Source organism: Gilliamella sp. ESL1225, assembly GCF_058502635.1.
Genome location: NZ_CP196358.1, coordinates 1,065,247 through 1,089,227, shown reverse-complemented (window position 1 = coordinate 1,089,227; position 23,981 = coordinate 1,065,247). Strand labels below are relative to the sequence as shown.

Below are 23,981 nucleotides of genomic sequence, written 5' to 3'. Positions count from 1 at the left end.
TGAATATGGCAAAAAGGGAAAAGAAAAAAGTAGGTCGCCCAAGTGAATTAGCTGAAAGTTTAAGTAAAGCTAAGGAATATCTACTTGGGGGTTACGAAACATTTGGCGATGTAGTTCCTAGTGTTGCAGGATTAGCTTGTTATCTTGGTAAGCATAAGTCATCAATGTATGAATATTCAAAGCAAAATAAAGAATTTTCCGACACGTTAGAAGCAATAAAAACGTTACAAGAAAATAAACTAGTAAATGGTGGGTTAACGAATTCTTTCAACGCCATAATTACAAAGCTAATGCTTGCTAACCATGGTTATAGTGAAAAGCAAGAGATAGATCATCAATCATCAGATGGCAGTATGTCACCAAAAAGTATAACAGCAGCGGACTTAACAGATGAGCAACTCGCAAGCATTATCGCAGGTCAGTCAACAAGAAGCAGCAATAGAACTAATGAAAAGACGGAGGGCTAGAAGTGACCTACAGTCATTTATTTGCTTTATAAACCCCGATTACATTGTGAGCCATTTTTCAAAAACTGTATGTTCATCCTTAGATCAGTTTATTATCGATATGGTTTTAGGTAAGCGTCCTGTATTAATTTTAGGAGCGCCTCCACAGCACGGTAAATCAGATATTGTTTCTCGTTATCTTCCAGCTTATATATTTGGATTATACCCAGACTTGCGTATAGCCGGGCTATCTTATGGTAAAGACCTCGCTAGTGACATGAACCGCGATGTTCAACATATCATGATGAGTGATGAATATAAGATTTTATTCCCCAAATCATGCCTTAACGAAAAACGTGTGGTTACTGTAGAGGTTGAGGCTAAACGGAACTCTGAAACGTTTGAGATTGTCGGTCGGAAAGGTGCTTACATTAGTCAAGGCGTGGGTGGACCATTAACGGGAAAGAAAGTTGATTTAGGTATTATTGACGACCCAATAAAAAACGCTCAAGAAGCTTTGAGCCCTACAACAAAAACGGGTATATGGAACTGGTATGTCTCTACATTTAAAACGCGACTATCAAAATCAAGCGGCGAAATCATTATGGCTACCCGTTGGGCTACTGATGATTTGTCAGGAAGGGTAATTGATAAGAATAAAAAATCAAGAGTCTTGCAATTCCCAGCCATTGATGAAAACGGCCATGCTCTTGTTCCTGAGTTACACCCAATCGACAAGCTACAAGAAACAAAAGAGATACTGGGTGATTATTTTTGGTCTGCTATGTATCAGCAATCGCCAAAAACCCTTGGTGGTGTAATTTTTAAAGATGAATGGATTCAATATTATTTACCAAAAGACTTACCGAAAACATTCGATAAAGTGATACACAGTTGGGATATGACATTTAAAGATACCGATGGGACGGATTTTGTTGTTGGTCAAGTGTGGGGTAAAAAAGGGGCTAATTCATATCTGCTACACCAACATCGCGAAAGAATGGCTTTTACAGCAACTAAAAAAGCGGTTGTAAAAATGGCAAATGATTATCCTGAAGGTAGAAGAAAGCTTGTTGAAGATAAAGCAAATGGACCTGCGGTCATTGACGCTCTAAAAAACTCAATATCTGGGCTTATACCTGTAGAGCCAGATGGCAGTAAAGTTGCTCGCGCTCACTCTGTTACACCCGAGTGGGAGGCAGGAAATATATGGTTGCCACATAAAGACATTGCTCCTTGGATAACTGAGGCAGTGAAAGAAATAACAACGTTTCCTGTCGGTTCTCATGATGATGTTGTAGATAGTATGACTCAGGCATTAAGGGATTTATATGGGAAAAGTAAAACCTCACTATGGGATGTACTATGACAATTAAAAAACCAGAAACTTTTATTAATGATTCGATGGAAAGCTTATTTACATCACTCGGCGGTAAAAATAATTCTGTTAGATATACCGGTAAAAAAATAGCCGATAAACAGCTATTAGCAATGTATGATGATTCATGGTTAACCGGTAAATATATCAATAAAACCTCAGAAGACATGTTGAAATTACCACGAACGTTTAAAGGTGATTATGATGAGGAATTACTTAAACTCGTTATCAATAAAGAAAATGATTTAGGGTTACAGTGGATCAAAGATCAGTTTTTGTCATTTGGTGCGCTTTATGGCGATAGTTTAATTATTGCCATAACGGATGAAGAAAACATGTCAGAGCCCTACTCTGATTTTGAAGACATACAGCGATTTATCGTATTAACAAAAGGTGAGTACACACCCGATAATAATATCGAAGATGATTTAAGATCGGCAAATTTTGGTAAGCCTATTTATTACATAATTGGTAAAAATCAAAAAATACACCATTCACGCTGTCACAGGTTAAAACTAGGCAAGAGTCGATTAACCGACAAAAAAGCGTATGGCACATCAGATATACAGAATAAATATAATATTATTCGTTTATTTGATACGACTATTACCTGCATTGGGGATATTATCCAAGATAGTAATGTTGATGTCCTGTTTGTTCCCGATCTGATAGCAAAGATAGCAGCAGGCAAAGAGAATGAAATCAAAAAATTTATTGATCTGATTAATCATACTAAGTCATCGATGAATGCCATTGTGCTAGATGCGGGTAATAGCGAGGCTCAGGGACGATGGGAGCAAAAAACAGCAACCTACAGCGGACTGTCAGATATTTTAACAAAATTAATCACAGTGACTGCGGGGGCACTAGATAGACCAATTACAGTTTTATTTGGTTTATCTGCTAGTGGTTTTTCAACGGGTGAAGAAGACCTCGAATCTTATCACGGCACAATAAACGCATTACAAGAAAGCAGGCTAAGACCACTACAAGAATTTATAGATAGATTCATTCTTGACAAAATGATGCCAAATCACAATTTAACATACCAATACCCATCGATAAAAATTGTCAATGAAGATAAAGAAGCCACTAGATTTAGTCAATTTGCCAGTGGTTTTTCTTCTTTAGTAACAGCGCAAATTCTATCGGATAAGGTTGCACAAACAGAACTCATTGCGCGTAAGTTTCTCGTCAATACAACCGAAGAAGATTTAAAAGATGGTAACCTCTTTGAAGTTAGCTAATATTCTAAAGGGACGCGATAGAGTATTAGCACCCACAACACCGAGCAAACGCGCTGAGGTTTATTATCGTAATGCGTTAGCTGATTATATTCGAGCGATGGTTAACAAATTAACGGATGCGCTCAGCAAAAAAAATCTCGTTGATGCGGTCGCTATTAGTGAAGATGATTATACTAACTCATTAATTGCTGTTTTAGCCTCAATTGCAAGCGATCAAATTGAAGAAAACGCAAAAAAGCTTGCTACACGCTTTGTTAGTAAAGTGCATTATCAAAATAAAGAACAGTATAAACGCAACTTTAGTAAGGCGTTTAATATTGATATTGGTAACATCATTAATAATGAGCAATTAAGTGACACATTAGCATCAGCTATTAATAAAAATGTTGAATTAATCACCTCTATCAAAAATGACTTCATTAATGATATTGGATCAAATGTTTTTACTAATTTTAAACAAGGCTTTAGGCATAGCGAATTAATTAACGAGATACGCGAGCGAGGTAATGTTTCATATTCTCGAGCTAAATTAATCGCGAGAGATCAAACCGCAAAAATTAATGCCAATTTTGAAAAAGAGCGCAACATTAAACTAGGTTTTGATGAATATGTTTGGAGAGGGACTTGTGATGAGCGGCAACGAGCTTCTCATACTGTCCTAAATGGAATGCTTTGCAAATATTCAGATCCAACCGTCTACTCAGACGATGATGGTATAACATGGAAAAAACGATCATCTATAGGCGCTTATATCGGAAATCCGGGGGAGGATTACCAATGTCGTTGTCTAGCTAATACTCGCATCAGATTTTTATCATTAACAAAAATGAATGCTTTTAATTAAGTAGGATTATTTACGCCTAAAGAAAATATAGGGGATTTTATGACTTGGGAAATAACGTCACAAGGATATTTAAAAACAAAGGCAAGGCTAACAAAAGGCAGCATTTTAACGTATTACGGACATGAAATTGGATTAACCGGTAGCAAGTCAAATCAATTAGTAGAGGTTTATCGAACGATTGATGAATTAAGCAAGCCTGAAACCATTAAATCATTTGAAGGTTTGCCAATCACAATAACACACCCTGATAAAAAATCCGTTGATGCAAAAGACTGGAAAGATAAAGCAGTCGGACATATCCAAAACGTTAGAATTGAAGGAAATTACATCATCTGTGATGCCTATATTCAAGACGCATTAGCGATTGAATTATTGAAAGATAAAGATATTCGCGAATTATCCGTCGGTTATGAGCGTGTAGATATTCAAGAAGAAAGTGGGAAGTTTTATCACATAAACATACGAGCTAATCATATTGCGATTGTTGTGGAAGGTCGTGCTGGCTCGGATTGTAGATTATTAACAGACAGTAGAGGAAAACCATTGATGAAAAAAAAAGGGGTAACCGCATTAATTGATGCTTTTCGTAAAAAGCTCAATGATGCAGAAGGTGAATTATCGAAAGATGAAATTAATAAGCAAATTGACGAGTTATTAGCTCAGCTTGCACAAGTGCAAGAAAAAGACGATGAAGAATCAAGGGCGAAAGCTGAAGAGCTTCAAAAACAAATCGATGAACTAAAGGCTAAGCTGCCCTCTTCAACTGACAATGAGCCAGAAGATGAAAAAGATGCACAAATAGTTTCATTGACGGCTGAGTTGGAAGAGGTCAAAAAAGAGCGTGACGAATATAAAGCACGCGTTGAGGAGCTTGAAAATGAAAAAGACAAAGGCTCGGTTATGAATGATGCAAAATCACGATTCCCGAAAGTAAATTTGACCGATGCAAAATCGGGAAATGAGGTCCGCATCAAGGTACTTGTTGATGCCGGTATTTATTCGAAGGAACAAGCCGCTAAATTAACCGATGCAGAGCTGAGAGCGGCTTATGCTGGGCTTGTGGCGACAAGCGCAAAGAAAAATAAAGTTGTTTCTAGTTTATTAAATGATAGCAACAACAAAATTAAAACGGCTAGCGCACGATTAGGAGGTAAATAACATGGGTTACAGTTTTACACAGTGGGATTCTGATAATGGAACAATGAAACCTGGGGCTATTTACCGTGTATCTAGCTCAGAAAGCAAGGTTTGGGGTGAGGAAAATTTAACAGGGAAAAATTTATTATGTGGGACATTTGTCGCTGTTAATGCAGATGGTGGGATTAAGCCACTTGAATCAACAAATGATTTAATCCACGGCATTATTGTACGAGACATTTACGGTGATGAACATCCAAGTAATCGTCAAATTAATATTGGCCATTTTTCTTATGGCGATTCAGTTGTAGCGTTAGCAATAAACGATATCGAATTAAAACGCGGTGACAAAGTTTACATTATTGCCACTGGTGAAGATGCAGGAAAAATTACAAATGTCTCAGAGGGTAATATCGATTTGGGTTATTGGGTTGAACGTGTCAGTAATGGGAACAACTGCGCGGCAATAACGTTAGGATATGTGCAATCAGTAAAAAATGTAACAAAAGGAGCTAAGGCATAATGGCTTATGAAAATGTAGATTACAGTGATGTTATCACTGAGGAATTATTAGAGCGTGATAAACAGCTACAAGAAAAAGAATTACCCGAAATCAATATTGGCGAAGCTGTGCCCATTACTGAAGGACTTGATTTTGCTATCGAAGAATTTGAGTTTGGCGTAACAGAAGTTCGTGGCTCGGTAAAAAATGGGGTCATTGGCATTCAAACCACTTCCCTTGAAACCATTGATAGCACAATTGAAGCAAAAAAATCACCCGTTGTTCAATGGGCAAAAGGTCTTGTGTACACTCAACAAGAAATTGAGAAAGCGCAGAAATTGGGTATTAATTTACCAACAAAAAAACAAAACGATCTTTATGCTAACGCACTGACAACAATCCAGTATGCTGGTTATGTCGGACATGTGCAAAAACCGGGTCAAGAAGGATTATTGACGGGTAAAAATATCAATGTTTATAAAGAGCAATCAGATAAAACAATAAAAGAGATGACATCAGAAGAATTTGTCACAATGATTCTAAATGCTTATGATGAAGTTTGGTCTCGCTCTAACTATTCTATTCAGCCAACTCATCTTGCAATGGATGCAGCGGACTTTATGGCGGCTATGCAAAAATTTGATACTAATCAAACCATTGTAGGCACTGATTTATTACCGATAGCCGCGATGGATCGCGTAATGGCTGCATTACGTAAAGCCTCAAAAAATGAAAGTTTTAATATTACATTTGTTAAAATTCCTGCTCTATATGCTAAACAAATCACAAAAGGGAAATCTCGATTAGCGATTTATTCTCATGATGAAGATTATCTCGAAATGAAGGTCCACATGCCTGAGTTATTAGAGACTATGAGAAAAGATTTATTGTCATATCAAAGTGGTTACCGTTCGGCATTTACCGGGGTTATGTGGAAAGAGCCGAAATCTGCCCAGTATGTAGACTATAAATGCTAACAAAGGGGGTATTTATGCAATTTCGCGATGAATACCCTGAGTTTAATTTAGTCGATGATAGCACAATCAATCATTTTTTAGAAAGTAGCGCGCTGATTATGAATAAAAAAGCTTGGGGTAAATTATATAACATCGGGCTTTTTGCTTATACAGCGCATCGATTGGCGGTCAAGGGTTTTTTAAATCGGGATTTAGACAATAATATTATTTTCAATAAAGGCGAAAATTTCAAATCAGTATCAAACAAATCAGCCGGTGATTTATCAATTGGTTATACATCACAAAATACTTCGTTAGGAAATCCTAGCGATTATGATCTAACGTCCACATCCTACGGTCAGGAATATTTACGATTACGACGGCTTATTACGCCTATAGGAGTTGTTGGATGAATGAACTTAACATTGTAAAACGCATAAAAGAAATTGTTAAACGCACTGAACAGCTAAGTAAGTTTGAATTAGTGGTCGGTATTCCTAGTGATAACCCTGCTCGTGAAAGTTCGGAAAAAAATAACACCGAAATAACAAATGCTGAGCTTGGGATGATCCACGAATTTGGCTGTCCGGATAAAAATATTCCCGAACGGTCTTTTATGCGATCAACGGCGACAGAAGAGAACGAAAATATTACGGGATTGGCAAAGATTAAAATCTCAGAATATTTGAAAGGCGACAAATCTGCACAGGATCCGTTAGCCACAGTTGGCGTATATTTTCGGGATAAAATCGTTGATAAAATCATTGATGGCGAATTTACACCAAACACAAAAAATACTATTAAAAGGAAAAAATCCAATAAACCACTTATTGATTCAGGGCAACTTGAGGCATCAATAACTTATGAGATTAGAGAAAAATGAAGCGTGAATTTATTTCAACATTTTTACGTGATCCCTTCTTTGCAACAAAAATTAAATTTGATGAATTAGGTTTAATTACCTGTGTTATCCAACCAGCCAGTAATGATGATTTGCAGATATTACCAGAAGGTGACCGATTTAATCCGACTGTGCGGATATTTTCCAAAACGGAATTAACGAATGGGATGCTTTTTTATCATCATAATATGCGATTTAAAATAATTTCAAATGCAATATGGAGTGATTATGGTTATTACGACTGTCTCGCGACTCGATATGATGGAAGTCAGGCGCATGATAGCCGAGGTTTTAACGTTACCTGAGTCAATCATATTTGATGCAAATAATATGCAAGATATTTCATCCCTAAGCGAATTTATTACCGTGTTTAATTCCTATCAATCCGACATTGGCACTGAAATTCGATACAACGGTGAAAATGAGATTGAAACAGCATCAACATTAAAAGAGGTCACTTTATCGGTGAACGCTTACGGTATCAACGCCTACGATATTTTATGTAAATTAACTGAGTCAATGAAATTAACCCCAGTTTGGCAACGATTAAAACGGTTACAAATGGGATATTTAAGATGTTCACAAATCCGCAGTTTACCAATGACCATCGCCGCTGGAAAAGAGCAGCGAGCTCAGGTCGATCTTATTTTTTCAATTAATCCAATCGTTAAAGTAGACGTTATACGAGGCGATAACGTGGAATTTAAATTAGAGGCTATTAAATGAGTTTACCAATTAGTCAAGTTGTAGATGTCACAATGCAACAATCCCCCAAAGGTGCCCAAAAACGCGATCTAAGCGTTGTTGCTATTTTCACAAATGAAATGTGCGATGAATTTATGAATTCTGATACAAGATATATTGTTGTTTCAGATATTAATAGCGTCGCCGCGTTATTTGGCACAAATACCGATGTTTATCGCGCAGCGGCAGCATTATTTTCGGCAAGACCAAAACCAAAAACGGCACTTATTGCAAAATACAGACAGGATGAACTTACTACACCGGCAATTAATGCAAAAATAAATGGCTCAGTGTTGTCGGTTTCTTACATTCAATTTAAAACGATTACAGATGGCTATTTATCATTTTATTTTGGTGATGTGAAAGTAGATATTAAAGAGCTAAATTTTTCTAGCGTTTCAACGATGAATGATGTCGCAACGATTATTAATAATAAACTAACAGATGTTAGCGTTACATTTATTTATGATGAGGTTGGTAGCCGTTTTATTTTAATGTCAAACAAAGAAGGTAAAGGCGATAATTTTGGTTATGTGTTTAACAGTGAATTAGAGGGTACTTACATTGGCAGCATGCTTAACTTAATTGATGGTAAAGGAACATTAATTAAGGGTGATGATGCTACAACGTATAGCAAAGAAACACCGACTGAAGCCCTAAGTCAGTTACAAAACCAAGACCAAAATTGGTACGGGGTTTATTTTGCTAACACAATCACAGATGTTGAGTTAATCGAAGCCCATGATTGGGTTGTGGCTCAAGGAAGCGAGAATGCTAAAGTCATGGCGTTCACTGAAACAAGAGCCGCGAATATTGAATATGTGGATACAAACGTACTTAAAACACTATTTAAACGTAATAGTGGTCGTTTAATGGTGCAATATAACAATAAAGGCAATGCACATGCAGCCGCCGAATTAATGGGTATCGCCTTAACGACTATATGGACCGGGGTAAATACGGCAAAAACGGTTAAATTTAAGCAAGAAGTGAGTGTTACCTCCGACGATAAAATTACAGTGAATGAGGCGACAAAGTGTCGCAGATTAGGCATCAATTATTACACGGATTATGCAGGCGTTAATATGCTAGCTGAAGGGGTAATGATTGGCGGCACATTTATTGATGAAACAACCGGCTTAGACGCATTTATTAATGCAGTACAGGTACAAGCCTTTAATACCCTACAAGGTTGTCCAACCAAAATACCCCAGACTGACCGCGGACAGGAAATTTTAATTAGCTCAATAAAAGTGATTGGTGAGCAATTTATCAATAATGGTTTCTTAGGTGTGGGTAAATGGACATTAGGCGACTTAGGCAATCTGTCATATGGCGATCAAGTTAACGGTTACTATTTTTATTCTGATTCATTTGACACACAAGACATCGCTGATAGAGAGGCGCGCAAAATGATGCCTATTAACTGCGCGTTAAAACTTGCCGGAGCAGGTCATAGCGTCGATATTATTGTTCAATTTAATCGATAAGGATTTTTTATGTCTAAATCATTTTCTTTAGAAGACGCCGTTTTAACAATCGACGGATACGAAATAACAGGTTATGAAAATGCACAAGATTCAATCAGCATTGCGCCTATTGGTGATGATGGTGATATTACCTATGGCATTAATGGTGAGGGGATATTTATTAATTCATGTAACCGAGGGGCTACGATTACGATTAAAACATTACAACATAGTGAGACAAATGAAAAGCTCAATCAATTACGAAACAATCAATTAAATAACCCAACAACGGCAACAAGTAAACTAATTACATATAAAGATTTACGTAACGGCGATGAGTTTTTATTAACTGGGTGCTGGTTTACAACGCCCCCTACTCATGCTCGCGGCACCTCTCACAATGGGTTAACGTGGACATTTAAAGCAACAAAAGCAGAATTTAATATCAAGGGAGGTCTTTAATGACTCATGCAGATTTTATCATTGGCGATATAACTTATACATTCAAGCAAGCGGATTTTTTCAAAGCAAACAAATATTTAAAAAAATTAACAGCTCTTCTAAAGGGCTGTTTTTCATTGGATAGTGATAAAACTGGGTTTGATATTGGTCAATTAGCATCAAATCTTGGTACAGAACAATTTGAGGAAATAGAAAAATTTATCCTTAATTATGTTTCAGCAACAGATGAAAATTATAATAAAGTCTTATTTCAAAACCCCAAAGAAGCCAGCGAGTTTTTTAATGTACACCGTGATCACTATTATCAAATAATCATCGAAGGGTTAAAGTTCCATTTTTTGGGTTTTTTACCAAGTGGCGTATTGTCCAATCTAAATACGTTCAGCTTGGAGGAGATAGCCAAGAAAGTGACATAGATTGGTTTGTGTGGGGTGTCATTGTTAATAAATATGCGACACTCCACGAGCTTAGAACTGTTTATTCATTAGATGATGTTATTGATATGCATAATGTAATAGCCGAAACAAAATTGACTGAAAAACGGCACAATGAGGCGTGACATGTATTTAGAGGAATTTTTAATAAAAATAGGTGTTGATGCCTTAAAAGCGAGTGAAATCACAAAAGTAGTTAATACATTACAATCGGGAGCGAATAAACTTTCTGATACTGCAAATAGTATGCAAAAAGATTTAGATAATGCGATCAATAAAACCGAAGAATCAACAGAAAAAGCCGGAAAATCTGCCGAAAAAACAAAATCAAAACTTGGTGCGCTAAAACTTGCGTTAGCAGGTTTAACCGCCATGGCGGTTTTATATAGTAAAAGAATGGTTAACGCATTTAATAATGCATTGGATCAAGCTAGTGAGTTAGCAATTAGAAAAGGTGCATTATTTAAAGTATCTCAAGCTGAATTAGTGCAAGCCCTGCAATATAAAAGCGAAATGGGCAAATTAGGGCTGGCAATTCATAGCATCAAAACTAAGATAGCCTTAGATCTTGCCCCAGCCATCACTAATTTAAGTGTCGGTCTTAGGAAATGGTTAACGATTAATAAAGAGTTGATCACAGAAGGCATAACTAAAACCATTAAAGCTATCGGAATGGTAATTCAAGTCATTGTCAATTTTGTTAAATTTATCGATATGATTATTACGAGCACAATTGGATGGAAAAACGCCCTTATTGCATTAGGTATAGCATGGGCAGCATTTAATCGTAAGTTACTATTTAGTCCAATGGGTATTATTATTGGAGCATTTGCAGCTCTGCTTTTACTTGTTGATGATTTCATGGTTTACATGAATGGCGGAAAAAGCGCATTTGGTTCGTTTTGGCAAACATGCCGCGATGGCATAAAAAATATTATCGATTGGTGGGAAAAACTTGATAAAAACTGGAAAGCGGTCATTTTTGCCGTGCTTGGTTATATGACTTTATTAGGTGTTAAATTTGCATGGATTACGGGCAAAGGTAAACTGCTTAATATAATTACAAGTACATTAGGATCGATTTCTAAAGCATTCAAATTAATTGGCGTTGCCGTTAAAGGGTTAACCTCAATTATGATGGCTAACCCTATTTTAGCTATCATCACGGCCATTGCGCTTGCTACATATCTCATTTATGACAACTGGGATATGCTAGTAAATTTCTTTTCTAACTTCTGGGATAATGTGACCCGCTTTTTTAAAGATGGGATTAAAAACATTTTAATGTATTTTGGCATGAGTGAAGAAGGAGCTAATAATACCGTTAACGCGATTGGTGACGCATTTAATTTAATCATTGATTTTATAACAGCCCCTTTTTACGCCGCTTGGGAGCTTATAAAATCGCTATTCTCTATTTGGGATGATGATAGCTTATCCTTTACTGAAAAATTAGGAAAATCATTTTCAGCAATTACTGATTTTATTACAGCACCATTTATAAAAGCGATATCTTGGATTAATGATAAATTCTTTGGTTTTATTGATACGGTTAAAAAGAAAATTAGAGGAGTGGCAAGCTTCTTTGGTTTTGGTGGTGATGATGATGAAATTGACGCAAATGATAACCCAATAACAACTGATAGTCTTAACGCTGTAGTTAATACGAATGCTGCACAAGCTGCTGGAATTTCATCTGTCAATAAAAACGTGAGTAATCATAATGCTGTGACAGTTAATAACACAATGAATGTAACAACAGCACAAGAAGGGATAGAGCAATTAGATACGATAATGCAAAATGCAGTTAAACAGGTTGCTGATAATACTAACACCGCGTTAGGAGCGAATTAATGTTTAAAAGCATATTAAATAAAACCTCACCAAATTCAGGCTTAATTATCACTGAAAATTATACATTTAGTCTTGATATCAACACAGTTGAGCAACACTCTTCAAAACTCAGAATAACAAATAATCCGATTGAGAGCGGTGGCAGTATCGCCGATCATGCTGTATTAGATCCAAAGGAAATAACGATTTCTGGTTTGGTTGTTGGATATGATCCAAAATTAGGTAATTTTGAAAATATAATAGGTTATGATTTTGATAAATACCCATTACCAATATCGGTGAAATCAATTACAGCTCAAGCCGAAAATGTAATAAAACGCTATGCGTCTTACTATCAAACCGGCGAAAAAATGACTAATCAAGTTATTGCTGATTTCTTACCCGATTACCAATCGCCAAATTTAAACCGCGTAACCTCCGACAGAATCAGTGACGCTTATGAAAAACTTATTGCAATACAACGTAGTGGTGAAACCATAACCCTACAAACAAACGCAAGGCAATATAAAAATATGTTGATAACCTCCGTGGGATTTACGCAGAAAAAAAACAGTTGTGGCGAATTTATCTTAACATTTAAAGAGGTTTTTATTGTTGAAACAAAAACAGCAAAGGGACTTAAAGTCAGAAATCTTGGCGTAACACAACCTAAAGAGGTTGATCCAAAGTCTGTGCTTAAGGTTATTACTTAATAGGTAACTATAATATGTATATGATACAAACAACAACAGATGATGAACTTGAGCAATCATTCACCTTATATGATATGAATTTGCGATTAACATTACGTTATAACGACATATTAAACAGCTATCAATTTGATTTATTTAATATGGATAATGACGAGTATATCACTAAAAATAAGGGGCTTTCCGTAAATAGCCCCTCATTGATTGAGTTTAAATTACCTTTTGTATTGGTTTTATATGACAAATCAGGATTAGGCATCAATGCGATGTCTAAAACTGATTTTAATAATCGGATGCAATTATTTATCATGACTAAGGAAGAGTACCGTGAAACAATTTGGCAGGGTTTTACAGGTTAAAATAGGCAACAGAAAAGAAAGCATTATCATTAACAATCTTCGCGTTACGTTCTCTATTAAAAAAACGTTAACATCAGAGCCAAATACGGGCGACATATCAATTTACAATCTTAATAATTCTAATCGTAATTTATTAACAAGCAAAAAATATAACTTTATTGAGTTATTTGTTTGTTATAAAGAAAATACGCTACGAATGATTTTTTGCGGGGATATATTAACCGTTGAAAATAAAATATCTGGACAAGACATTATAACATCAATGCGTTGTGGTGATGGTCATCTCGCATTTACCGATAAAACCCTCATTAAAACCCTCGAAAAAGGGCAAAAAGACAGCGACTTTTTAAATGAGGCTTTAATTAGTTTTGATATTTCTAAAGGAAGTATTGATTTACCCAATAATCAAGAACTACCGCGCGGAAAGGTATTAATGTGTGATACGCGTGAGGTAATGAACAAAATCGCAACTAATAACCATGCCGACTGGTCAATTCAAGATAATCAATTGCTTGTTATTCCAAAAAGTAAAGCCATTGCTAATGATGAGGGTTTTGTTATTTCAAGAAATACGGGCATGATCGGCAGCCCTAAAAAAACCAATAATGGCATTGAAGTCACAACCTTATGTAATCCTTATTATCGGATTGGCTCGTTGATACGAATTGAATCTAAACTAAATGAATATAACGGCGATTATAAAATTAATTCAATTGAGCATAATGGCGACTTATACGGTGATAACTGGCATAGCAAGTTAGTTTGCACTGGGGGGAAGTTTGTAAAAATTTAATTTTTTTGCTATTTTGTCATTTTTAATAAATGGGAAATAAAAAATGAAAAAAATAATCGCTATTTCATTTTTACTACTGGTTGGTTTTAGTGCCTCAGCAAATGATAATGGAAAAAGATTCATGGAACTTATGATTAAAGATGATATAAAAATCTTTCGTAATGGAGGAGATGCAATTTTTAAAGAGCAAATTCCGTTAGTTTCAGCCTCAACCTTAATTAGTGAATATAAAAACAATCAATATAAATACGAAAAAACATATGATAATGTCGTGATTAATATTAAAACTGTCGCATCAGGTGTGAAAACGAATTTATCAGGCGATCCTTACATTATTGCAAACGGTAAAAATCAATTTGAATACGTATCACTTGAACTAAAAAATAAAGATGATGCAATGAATATTAATAAAGGCAGTAAACTTGATTTAATCTGTGTAGGCACTAAAAATAATGTCATCTTTCCTAGCTTAAAAAATTGCGTAACCGCGGATAGTTATTTTAAAAAGTTTCTTGAAACAACGATGGAAAATATGAATAAATTAGGAAAAGACGATAAGCCTAATGATTCTCTTGAAGCGGTTTATTTAGGTTTATGGGAATTTGACACTAAAAATCCCGGCAAGTTAGATAAATATAAAACCTTAGCTGAACTTCTAAAAAGTAAATCAGATTGGCCGGAAGTATTAAAGACAGCAAAAAGCAAAATAACAGATAAAACTAAAGAACAGATATTATTACCAAAACCATAATAAAATCTGAAAAAGGGTTTATATCTGTATACACATAAAGCCACCTTTAGGTGGTTTTTTATTGTCCAAAACTTAAGGGGTAAACTAAATGAAATCCTGAAGGGCTATTTATAATTTAATATCAATCCGAACTGCTTTAGCTATTATCTTGTATTCATTTTTTTTCAAAATAATATCGGAATAATTAGCATTTAATGGATGAGCAGTTGTTTGGTTTGCATCAATAAAAAGTTGCTTAATTGAATAGACATTATCAAATTCAATTAAACAAATATCGCCACTTTTTATTTTGGCATCCATATTGAATGTTACGATAGATCCGTCTGGTATACCTAAATTTTTAAAGATTTCCATTGAATCTCCATACATTCGGATGGCAAAAGCACTTTTATGAATATTTTTGAGGTTATCTGGCAATGGGTATAGCTCTAACTCATTAGTAATGACTTTCTTTTCACAAAGAAGGGATAAATCAAATTGATCTAAATTATAAATAGCAATCTGTTCTTGAGATGTTACAGGTGTATAATTTACTAATTTATCTAGATTACTATTAACACCTGTTGCTAGCCATGTAGATGGAACCCCTAAATAAAAAGCCAAGTCTAATAATGTATTTTTTCTCGGTTTAGCTTGTCCTGCTTCATAAGCAGCTATTTGTCTCTGAGTTATTCCAACTTTTTTTGCTAATTCTGTTTGTGTCATCAAATGAGTTTTTCTCATTGAAGAAAGTCTTTCTGAAAATTCTTCGTTTATTTTGCACATGAAAAAATCCTGAAAATATCCATTTACAATATGAATAATTCATATTACGATGTATTAAGTTACTTGAATAAATCATAACATAATCAGGAGGAATAAGTGAAAGAAAATAAAGTAACGTTATCCGCAAGAATACCAGTCAGTCTTAAAGCTGCACTTGAGATATTAGCAACAATGAACGATAGAACTATGAGCCAAGAACTCGTAAACAGAGTAAAACAGTCATTAACAGAAGAGGAAAAGAAAATTGCAGGCATTTAAAAAGCTAAAGGCTTTAGCTGCGTCAACAGTTAAAGCCCTAAATCAAGTTAACCACAAACTTTCGAATAAGGATTAAACTTATGAGTAATATTAATAAAAATGTTTCAAATTGTCCAGTAATTGCTGGTGTATCTATCACAACCGATAAAGAGGGAAGATATAATCTTAATGCTTTACATAAGGCTAGTGGTCTAGGTAGTAATAAAGCACCGGCACAATGGTTGAGAACTCAAACTGCGCAAGATTTAATTGAAGAAGTAAAAAAAGAAACTGTGCAAAATTGCATAGTTTCATCTGAAGGTCGCGCAGGCGGTACTTTTGCTCACGAACTTTTAGCCATATCTTATGCTGGTTGGATAAGTCCAAAATTTCAACTCATGGTTAATCAAATATTTTTGGATTATAAAAAAGGTGAATTAAAAAATATTCAGAAACCTTTTAAATCTTACTTACCTGAATATCGACAAGCAAAAGCCATGGAGTTATCAGTTAGAGCATTAGATCAAATGTTTATTAATTTACCGCATCTTAGCGAACAGTCAAAACAAGCCATTTATGCAGATACTCTAAATCCAATTGCGGGTAAAAATGTAATACCTTTACCTAAACTGGAAGAAAAAACCTATACCGCAAATGAAGTGGGGAAAAAATTAGGATTATCCTCAAATATGGTTGGTCGTATAGCGAATAGACTTAACTTAAAAACAGAAGGCTACGGCATTTTTGTATTAGACAAATCCCGTTCATCTGATAAACAAGTTGAAAGTTTTAGATATAACGAAAAAGCAATAGATGAAATCAAAAAATCATCTTATCAATAAAGAAATCGCCTAACCATTTAATAATAAGCCCCAAAGAGGGGCTAATAGAGGATATATTATGCCAAATCAAAAAACCTTTTCATTAGATTCAATCGACAAAATGAGCGAATCAATCGCAAAAGCTATTGCAATAATTCAACTTTTAACAACTGATGGACAAAGTATTGATGGTTTCCAAACCCAGCACGGTATCGTCATGGATGCTATTTGGGCGGTTTGCGATCAGCTAGATAACATACAAAACGAGTTGAAAGATAAGTAATTATGAATACATTTTTAATACAAGATAAAGGGCTTAATAGCCCTTTTTTCTTAGCAATTTAACTATTGAGGGCATTTTATTGCCTTGGGGAAATTATGATAGATTCATTATTTCAAGCCATTGAAAACCAAATCAAACGCGCGCAATCAAATATTTATACCGCATTACCAGCAAAGGTGATTAACTTCAACGGTCATACCGTCACATGTCAACCCATGATTAACAGGGTACTTGCCAATGGTGAAGAAATTTCACTCCCTCCCCTTGTAGATGTCCCTGCGCATTTCCCACATGCGGGCGGCTTTTGTATTACCGTTCCAATTAAAGCAGGTGATGAGGGGCTTGTTATATTTTCAAGTCGTTGTATTGATGGATGGTTTGCATCGGGTCATGCAACAAAACCGTTAGATAACAGAATTAATGATTTAAGTGATGGTTTTTTTATTGTCGGTGTTAACAGTCTGCCGAATAAAATTCCAGATTTTTATCATGATGGCGTATCAATGCAAACGGACGACGGTTCAACGCATATTAGGTTAACGAATGGCACGATTTACATTAAAGGTAATGTCGAACATGAGGGCAATACTCTGCAACAAGGGAATTATAACCAAATAGGAAGTTATAACCAATCAGCAGGTAACACAATAAGTACCGGCGTGATTACCGCCGAGGATGTTATGACGAATAAAGGAGTGGCTTTAAATTCACATGTACACATGGGCGTAAAAAGTGGGAATGACACAACGGGAGAGCCAAAATGATAGTTAGGGGATTAGATAAAAATCACGATTGGACATTTGGGTATGGACTTGCCAATTATTTAGAAGGATCCGATGCGATAGCCCAATGCGTCAAAACTAAATTATTAGCGTTAAAAAGAGATTGGTTTTTAAGTCGTGATGATGGGATTGCTTGGTTTGACTATCTAACTAAAAACCCTAATACGAAACAACTGGAAATTGATGTGAAAGCAGCGATTTTTTGTGTTGACGGCGTCACACGTATTAATGAGTTCGACATTTTGCTTGATTCTGATACAAGAGAATTTCAGATCAGAATTACCTATACAGATATATATAACAATACTAACGAGGCATCATTTAATGTTACAGATAACAGATAAAGGGATTGAAATTGATGATGTTGAAACGATTAAAAATCGCTTAATCACCTCGTTTAAATCCATTTATGGTGAAAATATTAATCTTGATAGTGATACACCTGATGGACAATTATTAGGCTTGTTTTCGCAAGAGCTGGCTAACATTCATCAAGCAGTATCATTTATTGTGCAAATGCTAGATCCTTATCAAGCAACAGGTCAATGGTTAGAACAACGCGCGATGTATGCAGGATTAACGAGAATCACCGCCTCTTATTCCTATATTGATGACGTCATTTTTACAGGAAAACCGAAAACCGTAGTACCGAACAATTCTATCTATATTGATAAAAACAAAAATAAATGGGTAACAACGAATGACATTATATTAAACGATCTAGGTAGTGCTAGAGCTCAATTCAGATCGTTAGAACTAGGCAATTATAAAACCGATGCGCAAGAAGAATTTACGGCAAGCACAATTATTATCGGTATAGACAAAATAATTGCAACTATCACAAGTTATGGTGGTGTTGACGAAGAAACGGACAGCCAATTATTAAAGCGATTCATGCTTTCACACTCAATTAACAATTCTGATAACAAACAAGGAATACAATCAGCATTAATAAATATAGAAGGCGTTAAAAAATGTATTGTTTACGAAAATTACACGAATAAAACCGATGAAAAAGGTGTACCGCCTCATTCATTTAATGCAGTTATTCTTGGCGGAACTAACGAGAAAATAGCGGAAATTATTACAAAGAAAAAAATAGGTGGCTGCGGATTGTATGGTCAAATCGATGCTAATTATCTTTTAGAAGGCATATTAAGAAAGGTATTTTTTGATAGACCTAAAAAAATAGATATTAATGTATCAATGACGATAGGTCGTTACAAGTCATTTAATGATATCAATTCAGAGCAGATCAAAGCTAATTTAAAAAATCTCGATTTTGATATTGGCGAGAATGTTTACGCGTCACGCATCATATCTAGCATTAATTTAGTTGATGGTTTTTATATTAAAACCCTAACTGTAAATAATGGAAATATTGCTCAAATAGGCTATAGAGAATATGCGCAAATAACAAATGTCGAGGTGCTAATTGAATAGAGAAAAATTTTTAATTTGGCAGTATCGAACGAAACCAAAAGCGCTTGGCACGGTTAGAGCAATTTACAAAGAAACAACCGAGACATTTAAAAATGTCATACAAATTAGCGATATTCTTAGCATCGATGATGCTACAGGTTATGCGCTTGATTTGGTTGGTCGTCATGTCGGTGTTTTTAGAGTTTTACCGACCGCAATTGCTAAAGAATATTTCGGGTTTTTAAACGACAAAACCGCATTACCATTCAATTTAGGCGAATTTTATCGTTATAACGATTCATTATCAGCCTCAGTTATTTTAAATGACGAAGATTACCGTTTTTTCATTAAAGCCCGAATTACTAAAAACTATCAAACAGGTGAAATCTCAAATATTGTTAAATCAATTAAATTTATTATGGGTAATCACAGCAACATAATTGATTCACAGAATATGTCAATGAACATAATAGTAAATGCGGATAGCCTTAATTCACTTACGTTATATGCAATTAGTGAAATGGATATTTTGGCGAGACCTGTTGGCGTAATGTACCAATATTTAATATTAATTAATGATAAGCCATTTGGTTTTTCAAATGAAAATAAATCGTATGGATTTAATTTAGGTAAATTTGTCAGACTTCAAAAAATAGGAATTAAACAATGATTGTACAAGAAAAACCGGATTATTTAATTTTTGCAGAATCAGCAAAAAATGGGGAATTAACCGATTTTCCGGATATTAGTAGAGGGTGGGGTGTCACTATAGATCAGACCGCATCAAAACCGCCAATGGAATGGATGAACGGCGCATTTAATCGCATAGATAAAAATATGTTGTATTTAATACAGCAAGGTATACCTGAATGGAGCGAATCGGTTAAATATCCCGTAAATGCCATTATTAAATATAACGGCACTCTATATACAGCAATAGTTGAAAATGATAATACAAACCCATCAACCAATAACACAAAATGGAAAAAAACTCAGGAAGAAATCCAAAATGCAACTTTAACTACACAAGGAATTGTGAAGCTAAGCTCACGCATTGATAGCGATTCAGAATCAGAGGCGGCAACTCCAAGAGCTATTAAACTAGTAAATGACCAATCTAATTATAATATAGCTTGTATTAGAGAGAATTTTTTTACTAATGATAATGAATCGAGGGTCTATTCCCGCAGTAAACGTGTATACACATATGTTAATGATAATGGGATTACCGGGACTTATAACTTAGATTTGGAGAGGTCTGTATGGCATGTCCATAGTGATGGGGTGCTTGGTCAAGGGTACGTTCCAGCAAGTCAAATTTTATATCTTGATGAATTTGTCAGAGATTACGCATTACCTGTTGGAATTCCCCTACCTTGGGGAAGTGATACTTTGCCAGCGGGGTGGTGTGAATGTAACGGCTCTAAGTTTGATATGAATTTATTTCCTCGTCTTGCAGCGGTTTATCCTAGTGGATATTTTCCTGATTTAAGAGGTGTTTTTATACGTGGTAAAGATAACAGCCGAGGGCTAGATCCTAATCGTGAAGTTTTAAGTTATCAAGATGATGCAATTCGCAACATCTCAGGAACCTTTGTAGGAACCGATGATAATGGTTATACGACAACGACAGGTGCATTTTATGTAAAAAATAATTATGGAAAAGGTGATGGAGGAAAAAACGATGAAAAATTAATTGAATTCGATGCATCCCGAGTTGTACCAACTGCCGCTGAAAACCGACCACGTAACATCGCATTTAATTATATTATCAAAGCAGAATAATCTAACAGAATAATCTAGAGGAAATTTAATATGAGCAATCAATTACAACCACAGCAAGCCGTTATTAATAGTAATGGTATTACAACTAAAGCAGGCTACGCAATAATTTATAATGTTAACCCATCAACGAATGAATTTATCGAGGCTAAATATCAATATTTACCTGTTGGTGTGGGACTACCTGCTTACGCTTACTTAGATTCACCTAAAAACACCAAAGAAGGTCAAGCGATTGTTAGGGATGGCGATAAATGGCTTTATCTTGAAGATCACCGTGGTAAAAAAGTCTATTCAATTGTTGATGGTCGTGAATTTATGGTTCGACAAATTGGCGCTATTGGCGAACAATTTACTTTAATCCCTCCAACAACACGATTTGATAAATGGGATGGTGAAAAATGGGTAGTTGATGAAGATGAAAAACATCAATTTGATGTTAACATTGCAACATTAAAACGTAATGAGTTAATTACTGAAGCTACGACACAAATTAATTATTTGCAAAATGCTGTAGACGCGGAAATAGCTACAGATAAAGAAATCAAATTATTATTAGATTGGAAAAAATACCGTGTGTTAATAAATCGTATTAATGTAAATGATGTTGCCGAAATTAGTTGGCCAAAAAAACCTGAATAATAGCTAATCATTCCGAATGATTGTATTCGTTTTTTGCGTGTAAACAGTACAATTATTTGGAATAATCTTTATTAAACAAATAGCTTAGAATTCGCTAAAAGGGAAAGTATGGAAAATATACAGGGTATTTTTCTCTAGAATTGATATAAATCAGTTAAACATTAAGTTTCCAGATAAGCCATAGTGTGTGAAGATATAAAATAAAAAGTTTAGTGGTGAATCACAGAATGGTTATTTATATATTTATTAAAGTAACTAAATATATAAATAATCACTGTGCCGTAATTGTGCCGTAAATTACATTAATCCCTCTAAAAAATAGTGAATAAATGTACATCTTTTTGAGTGGCTAACCTCATAATCAATTGATTTATATTAAATTAAATTTACAGCGTAAAATATATCGTGTGACTCTTAATCAATTTGTCGTGGGTTCGATCCCCCCACAGCCCACCAATTAAAGACTAGTTTTTAAATGAATTGTCAAAAATTAACATCTCTGTTAATTTTTATATGCGTCAATCTTAATGAGACAGTACCAGGGATAAGCCCGGAGCGTAAAAAAGTACAGAGTTATTGTTGATAAGCTCTGTACGTAAATTGAAGAAACTAAGTAGTCCCTAAAACTAAACAATAGAAATTATTTTAATTCGTTTATTTTCTTACTATAAACAGTGCAATTGTCAGGTATATTTTTATTAATAAATGTCATGGCACCTATTGTGACATTATTGCCAATAACAATTTCACCACCTAAAATTACTGATCCACAACCCACGGAAACATTGTTGCCAATTTTAATTTTACACTGCTCTCTATTCCTTCCTATTGTCACTGATTGATGACAAACAAAATTATCTCCAATTTCAGCTAAATTCGTTATTACTATTGATGAAAAATGGACAATTCTAAAACCTTTGCCTATTTTTGTTTCTATTTGAACTTCGACATTATATTTTGCTGATATAATTTTATTTATTTTCACAGCTGCTCTTTTTTGGCTTGAAGAACCATGTATGAAAATATAATTTGCAAGTCTCCACCAAAAATGGAAGTTTATATTGTTCTCATTTCTATATAGTGCTTGTAGCAAGCTACTCCAATTAAACCTTTTAGTTTTAATATGTTCTATACACCAATATTCTTTAAGCTCGGTTAAATCATGCGTTATTAAAAAAATAATTATATGCATATACTTAAACATTATCGCTTTCTCCTTTAGTATTTTGTTGATATCCATCATCTTATTAAAATTTTATTTAGATTATCATTTAATGATAGGCTAAATAGAAATAAAATAATTTAAAAATAAAAAAATTATATATTCCCACTTTTTATTAATCAATAATCAAAATAATTTAACCTGATTGATTAATTAATCGACTCTAGAGATTAAAATATTAAATTCATGATCGATTTTAAAAATAGATTTGATTTATAAGACAATTTAAAAAGATAAAAAAATATATAATTGCTTTAAAAAAGCAGATTTAAGCGTTTAAAAATTTTTAAAGCATTTTGCTTATGATTATTTGATTTATATATTGAATTAAAAATATAAAATAAACTGTTACCTTTAAACAATTTATCATGGTCTTTGTTTGTCCCCCTCCTTCACCAAATAATTTAATAATACTCTCCCTAATTTTAAATATTTTAGTTATTCTCTTTCTATAATAATTATTCCATTCATATTTGCCTTATGTTGCTTATGTTGCTTAAGTTGCTTAAGCAATTCAAAACCATTACAATTTAGTTTTAAAATAAATTAGAGAATACAATGATTTGTTATCAAGATGCCATAATTGAAGATTTACCTTTCATTGTAGAAGTCTATAATTCCACAATATCTAGTCGAATGGTAACAGCCGATCTTAGCCCAATCACGGTGGAAAGCAAATTAAATTGGTTTTATGAACATAATCCAAAAACACGTCCATTATGGCTTATTACATATAATCAAAAACCATGTGGTTGGATTAGTCTTTCTTCTTTTTATGGTAGACCAGCCTATCAGCATACTGCTGAAATTAGCTTATATTTACATCAAGATTATCGCGGTAAAAAAATTGGCACTTTTATACTTAATCAGATTGAGCAGTTTGCTAAATCCGCCAATATTGATAGTATTTTAAGTTTTATTTTTGCGCACAATCTTCCTAGCCTAGTACTATTTAAACAAAAAGGTTATAAAGAGTGGGGATATTTGCCTGAAATCGCAGAATTAGATGAAATAAAACGCGATCTCGTTATTTTAGGAAAACGGTTAAATTAAATTAAC

31 protein-coding genes are annotated in these 23,981 nt (G+C 34.5%); 29 read left to right on the top strand and 2 right to left on the bottom strand.

What is annotated here, in order from left to right; translation table 11 throughout:
* The first annotated feature begins 5 nt into the window (after positions 1-5).
* From ACSYSW_RS04930 to ACSYSW_RS04840, 19 genes are all read left to right on the top strand, one after another.
* Complete coding sequence (locus ACSYSW_RS04930) at positions 6-467, top strand: DNA-packaging protein (protein WP_491706158.1); 462 nt, start codon at positions 6-8, stop codon at positions 465-467.
* Positions 391-1,815 (top strand): phage terminase large subunit, encoded by a 1,425-nt coding sequence (terL, locus tag ACSYSW_RS04925; RefSeq protein WP_491704414.1) that lies wholly within the window; start codon positions 391-393, stop codon positions 1,813-1,815. The genes ACSYSW_RS04930 and terL overlap by 77 nt, the downstream gene beginning before the upstream one ends.
* Positions 1,812-3,071 carry a phage portal protein gene (locus ACSYSW_RS04920; protein ID WP_491704415.1) on the top strand — a complete coding sequence of 420 codons (1,260 nt, stop codon included), beginning with the start codon at positions 1,812-1,814 and terminating at the stop codon, positions 3,069-3,071. The genes terL and ACSYSW_RS04920 overlap by 4 nt, the downstream gene beginning before the upstream one ends.
* On the top strand, positions 3,046-3,915 hold the full coding sequence (locus tag ACSYSW_RS04915; protein WP_491704416.1) for a phage head morphogenesis protein: 870 nt from the start codon (positions 3,046-3,048) through the stop codon (positions 3,913-3,915). Before ACSYSW_RS04920 ends, ACSYSW_RS04915 begins: the two co-directional genes overlap by 26 nt.
* A gap of 39 nt (positions 3,916-3,954) precedes the next feature.
* Positions 3,955-5,073: a DUF2213 domain-containing protein gene (locus ACSYSW_RS04910; protein WP_491704417.1), complete on the top strand. Its 1,119-nt coding sequence runs from the start codon at positions 3,955-3,957 to the stop codon at positions 5,071-5,073.
* A 1-nt stretch (position 5,074) separates the two neighbouring features.
* Positions 5,075-5,575, top strand: a complete 501-nt coding sequence (locus tag ACSYSW_RS04905) for a gp53 minor capsid family protein (protein ID WP_491704418.1) — start codon at positions 5,075-5,077, stop codon at positions 5,573-5,575.
* Positions 5,575-6,531 (top strand): major capsid family protein, encoded by a 957-nt coding sequence (locus ACSYSW_RS04900; RefSeq protein ID WP_491704419.1) that lies wholly within the window; start codon positions 5,575-5,577, stop codon positions 6,529-6,531. The genes ACSYSW_RS04905 and ACSYSW_RS04900 overlap by 1 nt, the downstream gene beginning before the upstream one ends.
* A gap of 14 nt (positions 6,532-6,545) precedes the next feature.
* The gene (locus ACSYSW_RS04895) at positions 6,546-6,923 is read left to right on the top strand and encodes a DUF4054 domain-containing protein (RefSeq protein WP_491704420.1); all 378 of its coding nucleotides are present in this window, start codon (positions 6,546-6,548) and stop codon (positions 6,921-6,923) included.
* Positions 6,920-7,393: a hypothetical protein gene (locus tag ACSYSW_RS04890; protein ID WP_491704421.1), complete on the top strand. Its 474-nt coding sequence runs from the start codon at positions 6,920-6,922 to the stop codon at positions 7,391-7,393. The genes ACSYSW_RS04895 and ACSYSW_RS04890 overlap by 4 nt, the downstream gene beginning before the upstream one ends.
* The gene (locus tag ACSYSW_RS04885) at positions 7,390-7,716 is read left to right on the top strand and encodes a hypothetical protein (RefSeq protein ID WP_491704422.1); all 327 of its coding nucleotides are present in this window, start codon (positions 7,390-7,392) and stop codon (positions 7,714-7,716) included. The genes ACSYSW_RS04890 and ACSYSW_RS04885 overlap by 4 nt, the downstream gene beginning before the upstream one ends.
* The gene (locus tag ACSYSW_RS04880; RefSeq protein ID WP_491704423.1) at positions 7,640-8,137 is read left to right on the top strand and encodes a phage neck terminator protein; all 498 of its coding nucleotides are present in this window, start codon (positions 7,640-7,642) and stop codon (positions 8,135-8,137) included. The genes ACSYSW_RS04885 and ACSYSW_RS04880 overlap by 77 nt, the downstream gene beginning before the upstream one ends.
* The gene (locus ACSYSW_RS04875) at positions 8,134-9,645 is read left to right on the top strand and encodes a DUF3383 domain-containing protein (protein WP_491704424.1); all 1,512 of its coding nucleotides are present in this window, start codon (positions 8,134-8,136) and stop codon (positions 9,643-9,645) included. Before ACSYSW_RS04880 ends, ACSYSW_RS04875 begins: the two co-directional genes overlap by 4 nt.
* A 9-nt stretch (positions 9,646-9,654) precedes the next feature.
* On the top strand, positions 9,655-10,086 hold the full coding sequence (locus tag ACSYSW_RS04870) for a tail tube family protein (RefSeq protein ID WP_491704425.1): 432 nt from the start codon (positions 9,655-9,657) through the stop codon (positions 10,084-10,086).
* Positions 10,086-10,502: a phage tail assembly chaperone gene (locus ACSYSW_RS04865; RefSeq protein WP_491704426.1), complete on the top strand. Its 417-nt coding sequence runs from the start codon at positions 10,086-10,088 to the stop codon at positions 10,500-10,502. The genes ACSYSW_RS04870 and ACSYSW_RS04865 overlap by 1 nt, the downstream gene beginning before the upstream one ends.
* 144 nt (positions 10,503-10,646) lie before the next feature.
* On the top strand, positions 10,647-12,374 hold the full coding sequence (locus ACSYSW_RS04860) for a phage tail family protein (RefSeq protein ID WP_491704427.1): 1,728 nt from the start codon (positions 10,647-10,649) through the stop codon (positions 12,372-12,374).
* Positions 12,374-13,066, top strand: coding sequence for a phage baseplate protein (locus ACSYSW_RS04855; protein WP_491704428.1), 693 nt, complete (start codon positions 12,374-12,376; stop codon positions 13,064-13,066). The genes ACSYSW_RS04860 and ACSYSW_RS04855 overlap by 1 nt, the downstream gene beginning before the upstream one ends.
* 14 nt (positions 13,067-13,080) lie before the next feature.
* Positions 13,081-13,422: a phage baseplate plug family protein gene (locus tag ACSYSW_RS04850; protein WP_491704429.1), complete on the top strand. Its 342-nt coding sequence runs from the start codon at positions 13,081-13,083 to the stop codon at positions 13,420-13,422.
* Positions 13,391-14,215 carry a phage protein gene (locus ACSYSW_RS04845; protein ID WP_491704430.1) on the top strand — a complete coding sequence of 275 codons (825 nt, stop codon included), beginning with the start codon at positions 13,391-13,393 and terminating at the stop codon, positions 14,213-14,215. Before ACSYSW_RS04850 ends, ACSYSW_RS04845 begins: the two co-directional genes overlap by 32 nt.
* Before the next feature lie 43 nt (positions 14,216-14,258).
* A complete protein-coding gene (locus ACSYSW_RS04840) occupies positions 14,259-14,966 on the top strand; it encodes an OB-fold protein (protein WP_491704431.1) in 708 nt (235 codons plus the stop codon).
* 108 nt (positions 14,967-15,074) lie between these two features.
* Here the strand turns inward: ACSYSW_RS04840 and ACSYSW_RS04835 are convergent, their stop codons facing one another.
* On the bottom strand, positions 15,075-15,731 hold the full coding sequence (locus ACSYSW_RS04835; protein ID WP_491704432.1) for a helix-turn-helix domain-containing protein: 657 nt from the start codon (positions 15,729-15,731) through the stop codon (positions 15,075-15,077).
* 96 nt (positions 15,732-15,827) lie between these two features.
* On the opposite strand from ACSYSW_RS04835, the gene ACSYSW_RS04830 reads away from it, so the two are divergent.
* The 9 genes from ACSYSW_RS04830 (at position 15,828) to ACSYSW_RS04790 (ending at position 21,700) form a co-directional block, all read left to right on the top strand.
* Positions 15,828-15,989, top strand: coding sequence for a hypothetical protein (locus ACSYSW_RS04830; protein ID WP_491704433.1), 162 nt, complete (start codon positions 15,828-15,830; stop codon positions 15,987-15,989).
* Between the two features lie 80 nt (positions 15,990-16,069).
* Positions 16,070-16,810, top strand: coding sequence for a KilA-N domain-containing protein (locus ACSYSW_RS04825; protein ID WP_491704434.1), 741 nt, complete (start codon positions 16,070-16,072; stop codon positions 16,808-16,810).
* A 58-nt stretch (positions 16,811-16,868) separates the two neighbouring features.
* Positions 16,869-17,072 carry a hypothetical protein gene (locus tag ACSYSW_RS04820; protein ID WP_491704435.1) on the top strand — a complete coding sequence of 68 codons (204 nt, stop codon included), beginning with the start codon at positions 16,869-16,871 and terminating at the stop codon, positions 17,070-17,072.
* A 95-nt stretch (positions 17,073-17,167) separates the two neighbouring features.
* Complete coding sequence (locus ACSYSW_RS04815) at positions 17,168-17,836, top strand: Gp138 family membrane-puncturing spike protein (RefSeq protein WP_491704436.1); 669 nt, start codon at positions 17,168-17,170, stop codon at positions 17,834-17,836.
* Positions 17,833-18,198: a contractile injection system sheath initiator gene (locus tag ACSYSW_RS04810; RefSeq protein WP_491704437.1), complete on the top strand. Its 366-nt coding sequence runs from the start codon at positions 17,833-17,835 to the stop codon at positions 18,196-18,198. Before ACSYSW_RS04815 ends, ACSYSW_RS04810 begins: the two co-directional genes overlap by 4 nt.
* Positions 18,179-19,297, top strand: a complete 1,119-nt coding sequence (locus tag ACSYSW_RS04805) for a baseplate J/gp47 family protein (RefSeq protein ID WP_491704438.1) — start codon at positions 18,179-18,181, stop codon at positions 19,295-19,297. Before ACSYSW_RS04810 ends, ACSYSW_RS04805 begins: the two co-directional genes overlap by 20 nt.
* Complete coding sequence (locus ACSYSW_RS04800) at positions 19,290-19,946, top strand: baseplate wedge 1 family protein (RefSeq protein ID WP_491704439.1); 657 nt, start codon at positions 19,290-19,292, stop codon at positions 19,944-19,946. The genes ACSYSW_RS04805 and ACSYSW_RS04800 overlap by 8 nt, the downstream gene beginning before the upstream one ends.
* Complete coding sequence (locus ACSYSW_RS04795; RefSeq protein ID WP_491704440.1) at positions 19,943-21,061, top strand: phage tail protein; 1,119 nt, start codon at positions 19,943-19,945, stop codon at positions 21,059-21,061. The genes ACSYSW_RS04800 and ACSYSW_RS04795 overlap by 4 nt, the downstream gene beginning before the upstream one ends.
* 30 nt (positions 21,062-21,091) lie before the next feature.
* Positions 21,092-21,700: a tail fiber assembly protein gene (locus tag ACSYSW_RS04790; protein WP_491704441.1), complete on the top strand. Its 609-nt coding sequence runs from the start codon at positions 21,092-21,094 to the stop codon at positions 21,698-21,700.
* A gap of 640 nt (positions 21,701-22,340) precedes the next feature.
* Here ACSYSW_RS04790 and ACSYSW_RS04785 read toward each other — a convergent pair.
* A complete protein-coding gene (locus ACSYSW_RS04785; protein WP_491704442.1) occupies positions 22,341-22,904 on the bottom strand; it encodes a serine acetyltransferase in 564 nt (187 codons plus the stop codon).
* A 576-nt stretch (positions 22,905-23,480) separates the two neighbouring features.
* On the opposite strand from ACSYSW_RS04785, the gene ACSYSW_RS04780 reads away from it, so the two are divergent.
* Positions 23,481-23,975, top strand: a complete 495-nt coding sequence (locus tag ACSYSW_RS04780; RefSeq protein ID WP_491704443.1) for a GNAT family N-acetyltransferase — start codon at positions 23,481-23,483, stop codon at positions 23,973-23,975.
* Positions 23,976-23,981: the final 6 nt, after the last annotated feature.

Coding starts and splice junctions, on each gene's coding strand:
- ACSYSW_RS04790 (WP_491704441.1), top strand. CDS start 21,092: ATGAGCAATCAATTACAACCACAGCAAGCCGTTATTAATAGTAATGGT.
- ACSYSW_RS04895 (WP_491704420.1), top strand. CDS start 6,546: ATGCAATTTCGCGATGAATACCCTGAGTTTAATTTAGTCGATGATAGC.
- ACSYSW_RS04930 (WP_491706158.1), top strand. CDS start 6: ATGGCAAAAAGGGAAAAGAAAAAAGTAGGTCGCCCAAGTGAATTAGCT.
- ACSYSW_RS04900 (WP_491704419.1), top strand. CDS start 5,575: ATGGCTTATGAAAATGTAGATTACAGTGATGTTATCACTGAGGAATTA.
- ACSYSW_RS04835 (WP_491704432.1), bottom strand. CDS start 15,731: ATGTGCAAAATAAACGAAGAATTTTCAGAAAGACTTTCTTCAATGAGA.
- terL (WP_491704414.1), top strand. CDS start 391: ATGAGCAACTCGCAAGCATTATCGCAGGTCAGTCAACAAGAAGCAGCA.
- ACSYSW_RS04820 (WP_491704435.1), top strand. CDS start 16,869: ATGCCAAATCAAAAAACCTTTTCATTAGATTCAATCGACAAAATGAGC.
- ACSYSW_RS04890 (WP_491704421.1), top strand. CDS start 6,920: ATGAATGAACTTAACATTGTAAAACGCATAAAAGAAATTGTTAAACGC.
- ACSYSW_RS04780 (WP_491704443.1), top strand. CDS start 23,481: ATGATTTGTTATCAAGATGCCATAATTGAAGATTTACCTTTCATTGTA.
- ACSYSW_RS04905 (WP_491704418.1), top strand. CDS start 5,075: ATGGGTTACAGTTTTACACAGTGGGATTCTGATAATGGAACAATGAAA.
- ACSYSW_RS04920 (WP_491704415.1), top strand. CDS start 1,812: ATGACAATTAAAAAACCAGAAACTTTTATTAATGATTCGATGGAAAGC.
- ACSYSW_RS04785 (WP_491704442.1), bottom strand. CDS start 22,904: ATGTTTAAGTATATGCATATAATTATTTTTTTAATAACGCATGATTTA.
- ACSYSW_RS04850 (WP_491704429.1), top strand. CDS start 13,081: ATGTATATGATACAAACAACAACAGATGATGAACTTGAGCAATCATTC.
- ACSYSW_RS04870 (WP_491704425.1), top strand. CDS start 9,655: ATGTCTAAATCATTTTCTTTAGAAGACGCCGTTTTAACAATCGACGGA.
- ACSYSW_RS04880 (WP_491704423.1), top strand. CDS start 7,640: ATGGTTATTACGACTGTCTCGCGACTCGATATGATGGAAGTCAGGCGC.
- ACSYSW_RS04810 (WP_491704437.1), top strand. CDS start 17,833: ATGATAGTTAGGGGATTAGATAAAAATCACGATTGGACATTTGGGTAT.
- ACSYSW_RS04840 (WP_491704431.1), top strand. CDS start 14,259: ATGAAAAAAATAATCGCTATTTCATTTTTACTACTGGTTGGTTTTAGT.
- ACSYSW_RS04915 (WP_491704416.1), top strand. CDS start 3,046: ATGGTAACCTCTTTGAAGTTAGCTAATATTCTAAAGGGACGCGATAGA.
- ACSYSW_RS04860 (WP_491704427.1), top strand. CDS start 10,647: ATGTATTTAGAGGAATTTTTAATAAAAATAGGTGTTGATGCCTTAAAA.
- ACSYSW_RS04875 (WP_491704424.1), top strand. CDS start 8,134: ATGAGTTTACCAATTAGTCAAGTTGTAGATGTCACAATGCAACAATCC.
- ACSYSW_RS04885 (WP_491704422.1), top strand. CDS start 7,390: ATGAAGCGTGAATTTATTTCAACATTTTTACGTGATCCCTTCTTTGCA.
- ACSYSW_RS04805 (WP_491704438.1), top strand. CDS start 18,179: ATGTTACAGATAACAGATAAAGGGATTGAAATTGATGATGTTGAAACG.
- ACSYSW_RS04795 (WP_491704440.1), top strand. CDS start 19,943: ATGATTGTACAAGAAAAACCGGATTATTTAATTTTTGCAGAATCAGCA.
- ACSYSW_RS04910 (WP_491704417.1), top strand. CDS start 3,955: ATGACTTGGGAAATAACGTCACAAGGATATTTAAAAACAAAGGCAAGG.
- ACSYSW_RS04815 (WP_491704436.1), top strand. CDS start 17,168: ATGATAGATTCATTATTTCAAGCCATTGAAAACCAAATCAAACGCGCG.
- ACSYSW_RS04855 (WP_491704428.1), top strand. CDS start 12,374: ATGTTTAAAAGCATATTAAATAAAACCTCACCAAATTCAGGCTTAATT.
- ACSYSW_RS04865 (WP_491704426.1), top strand. CDS start 10,086: ATGACTCATGCAGATTTTATCATTGGCGATATAACTTATACATTCAAG.
- ACSYSW_RS04825 (WP_491704434.1), top strand. CDS start 16,070: ATGAGTAATATTAATAAAAATGTTTCAAATTGTCCAGTAATTGCTGGT.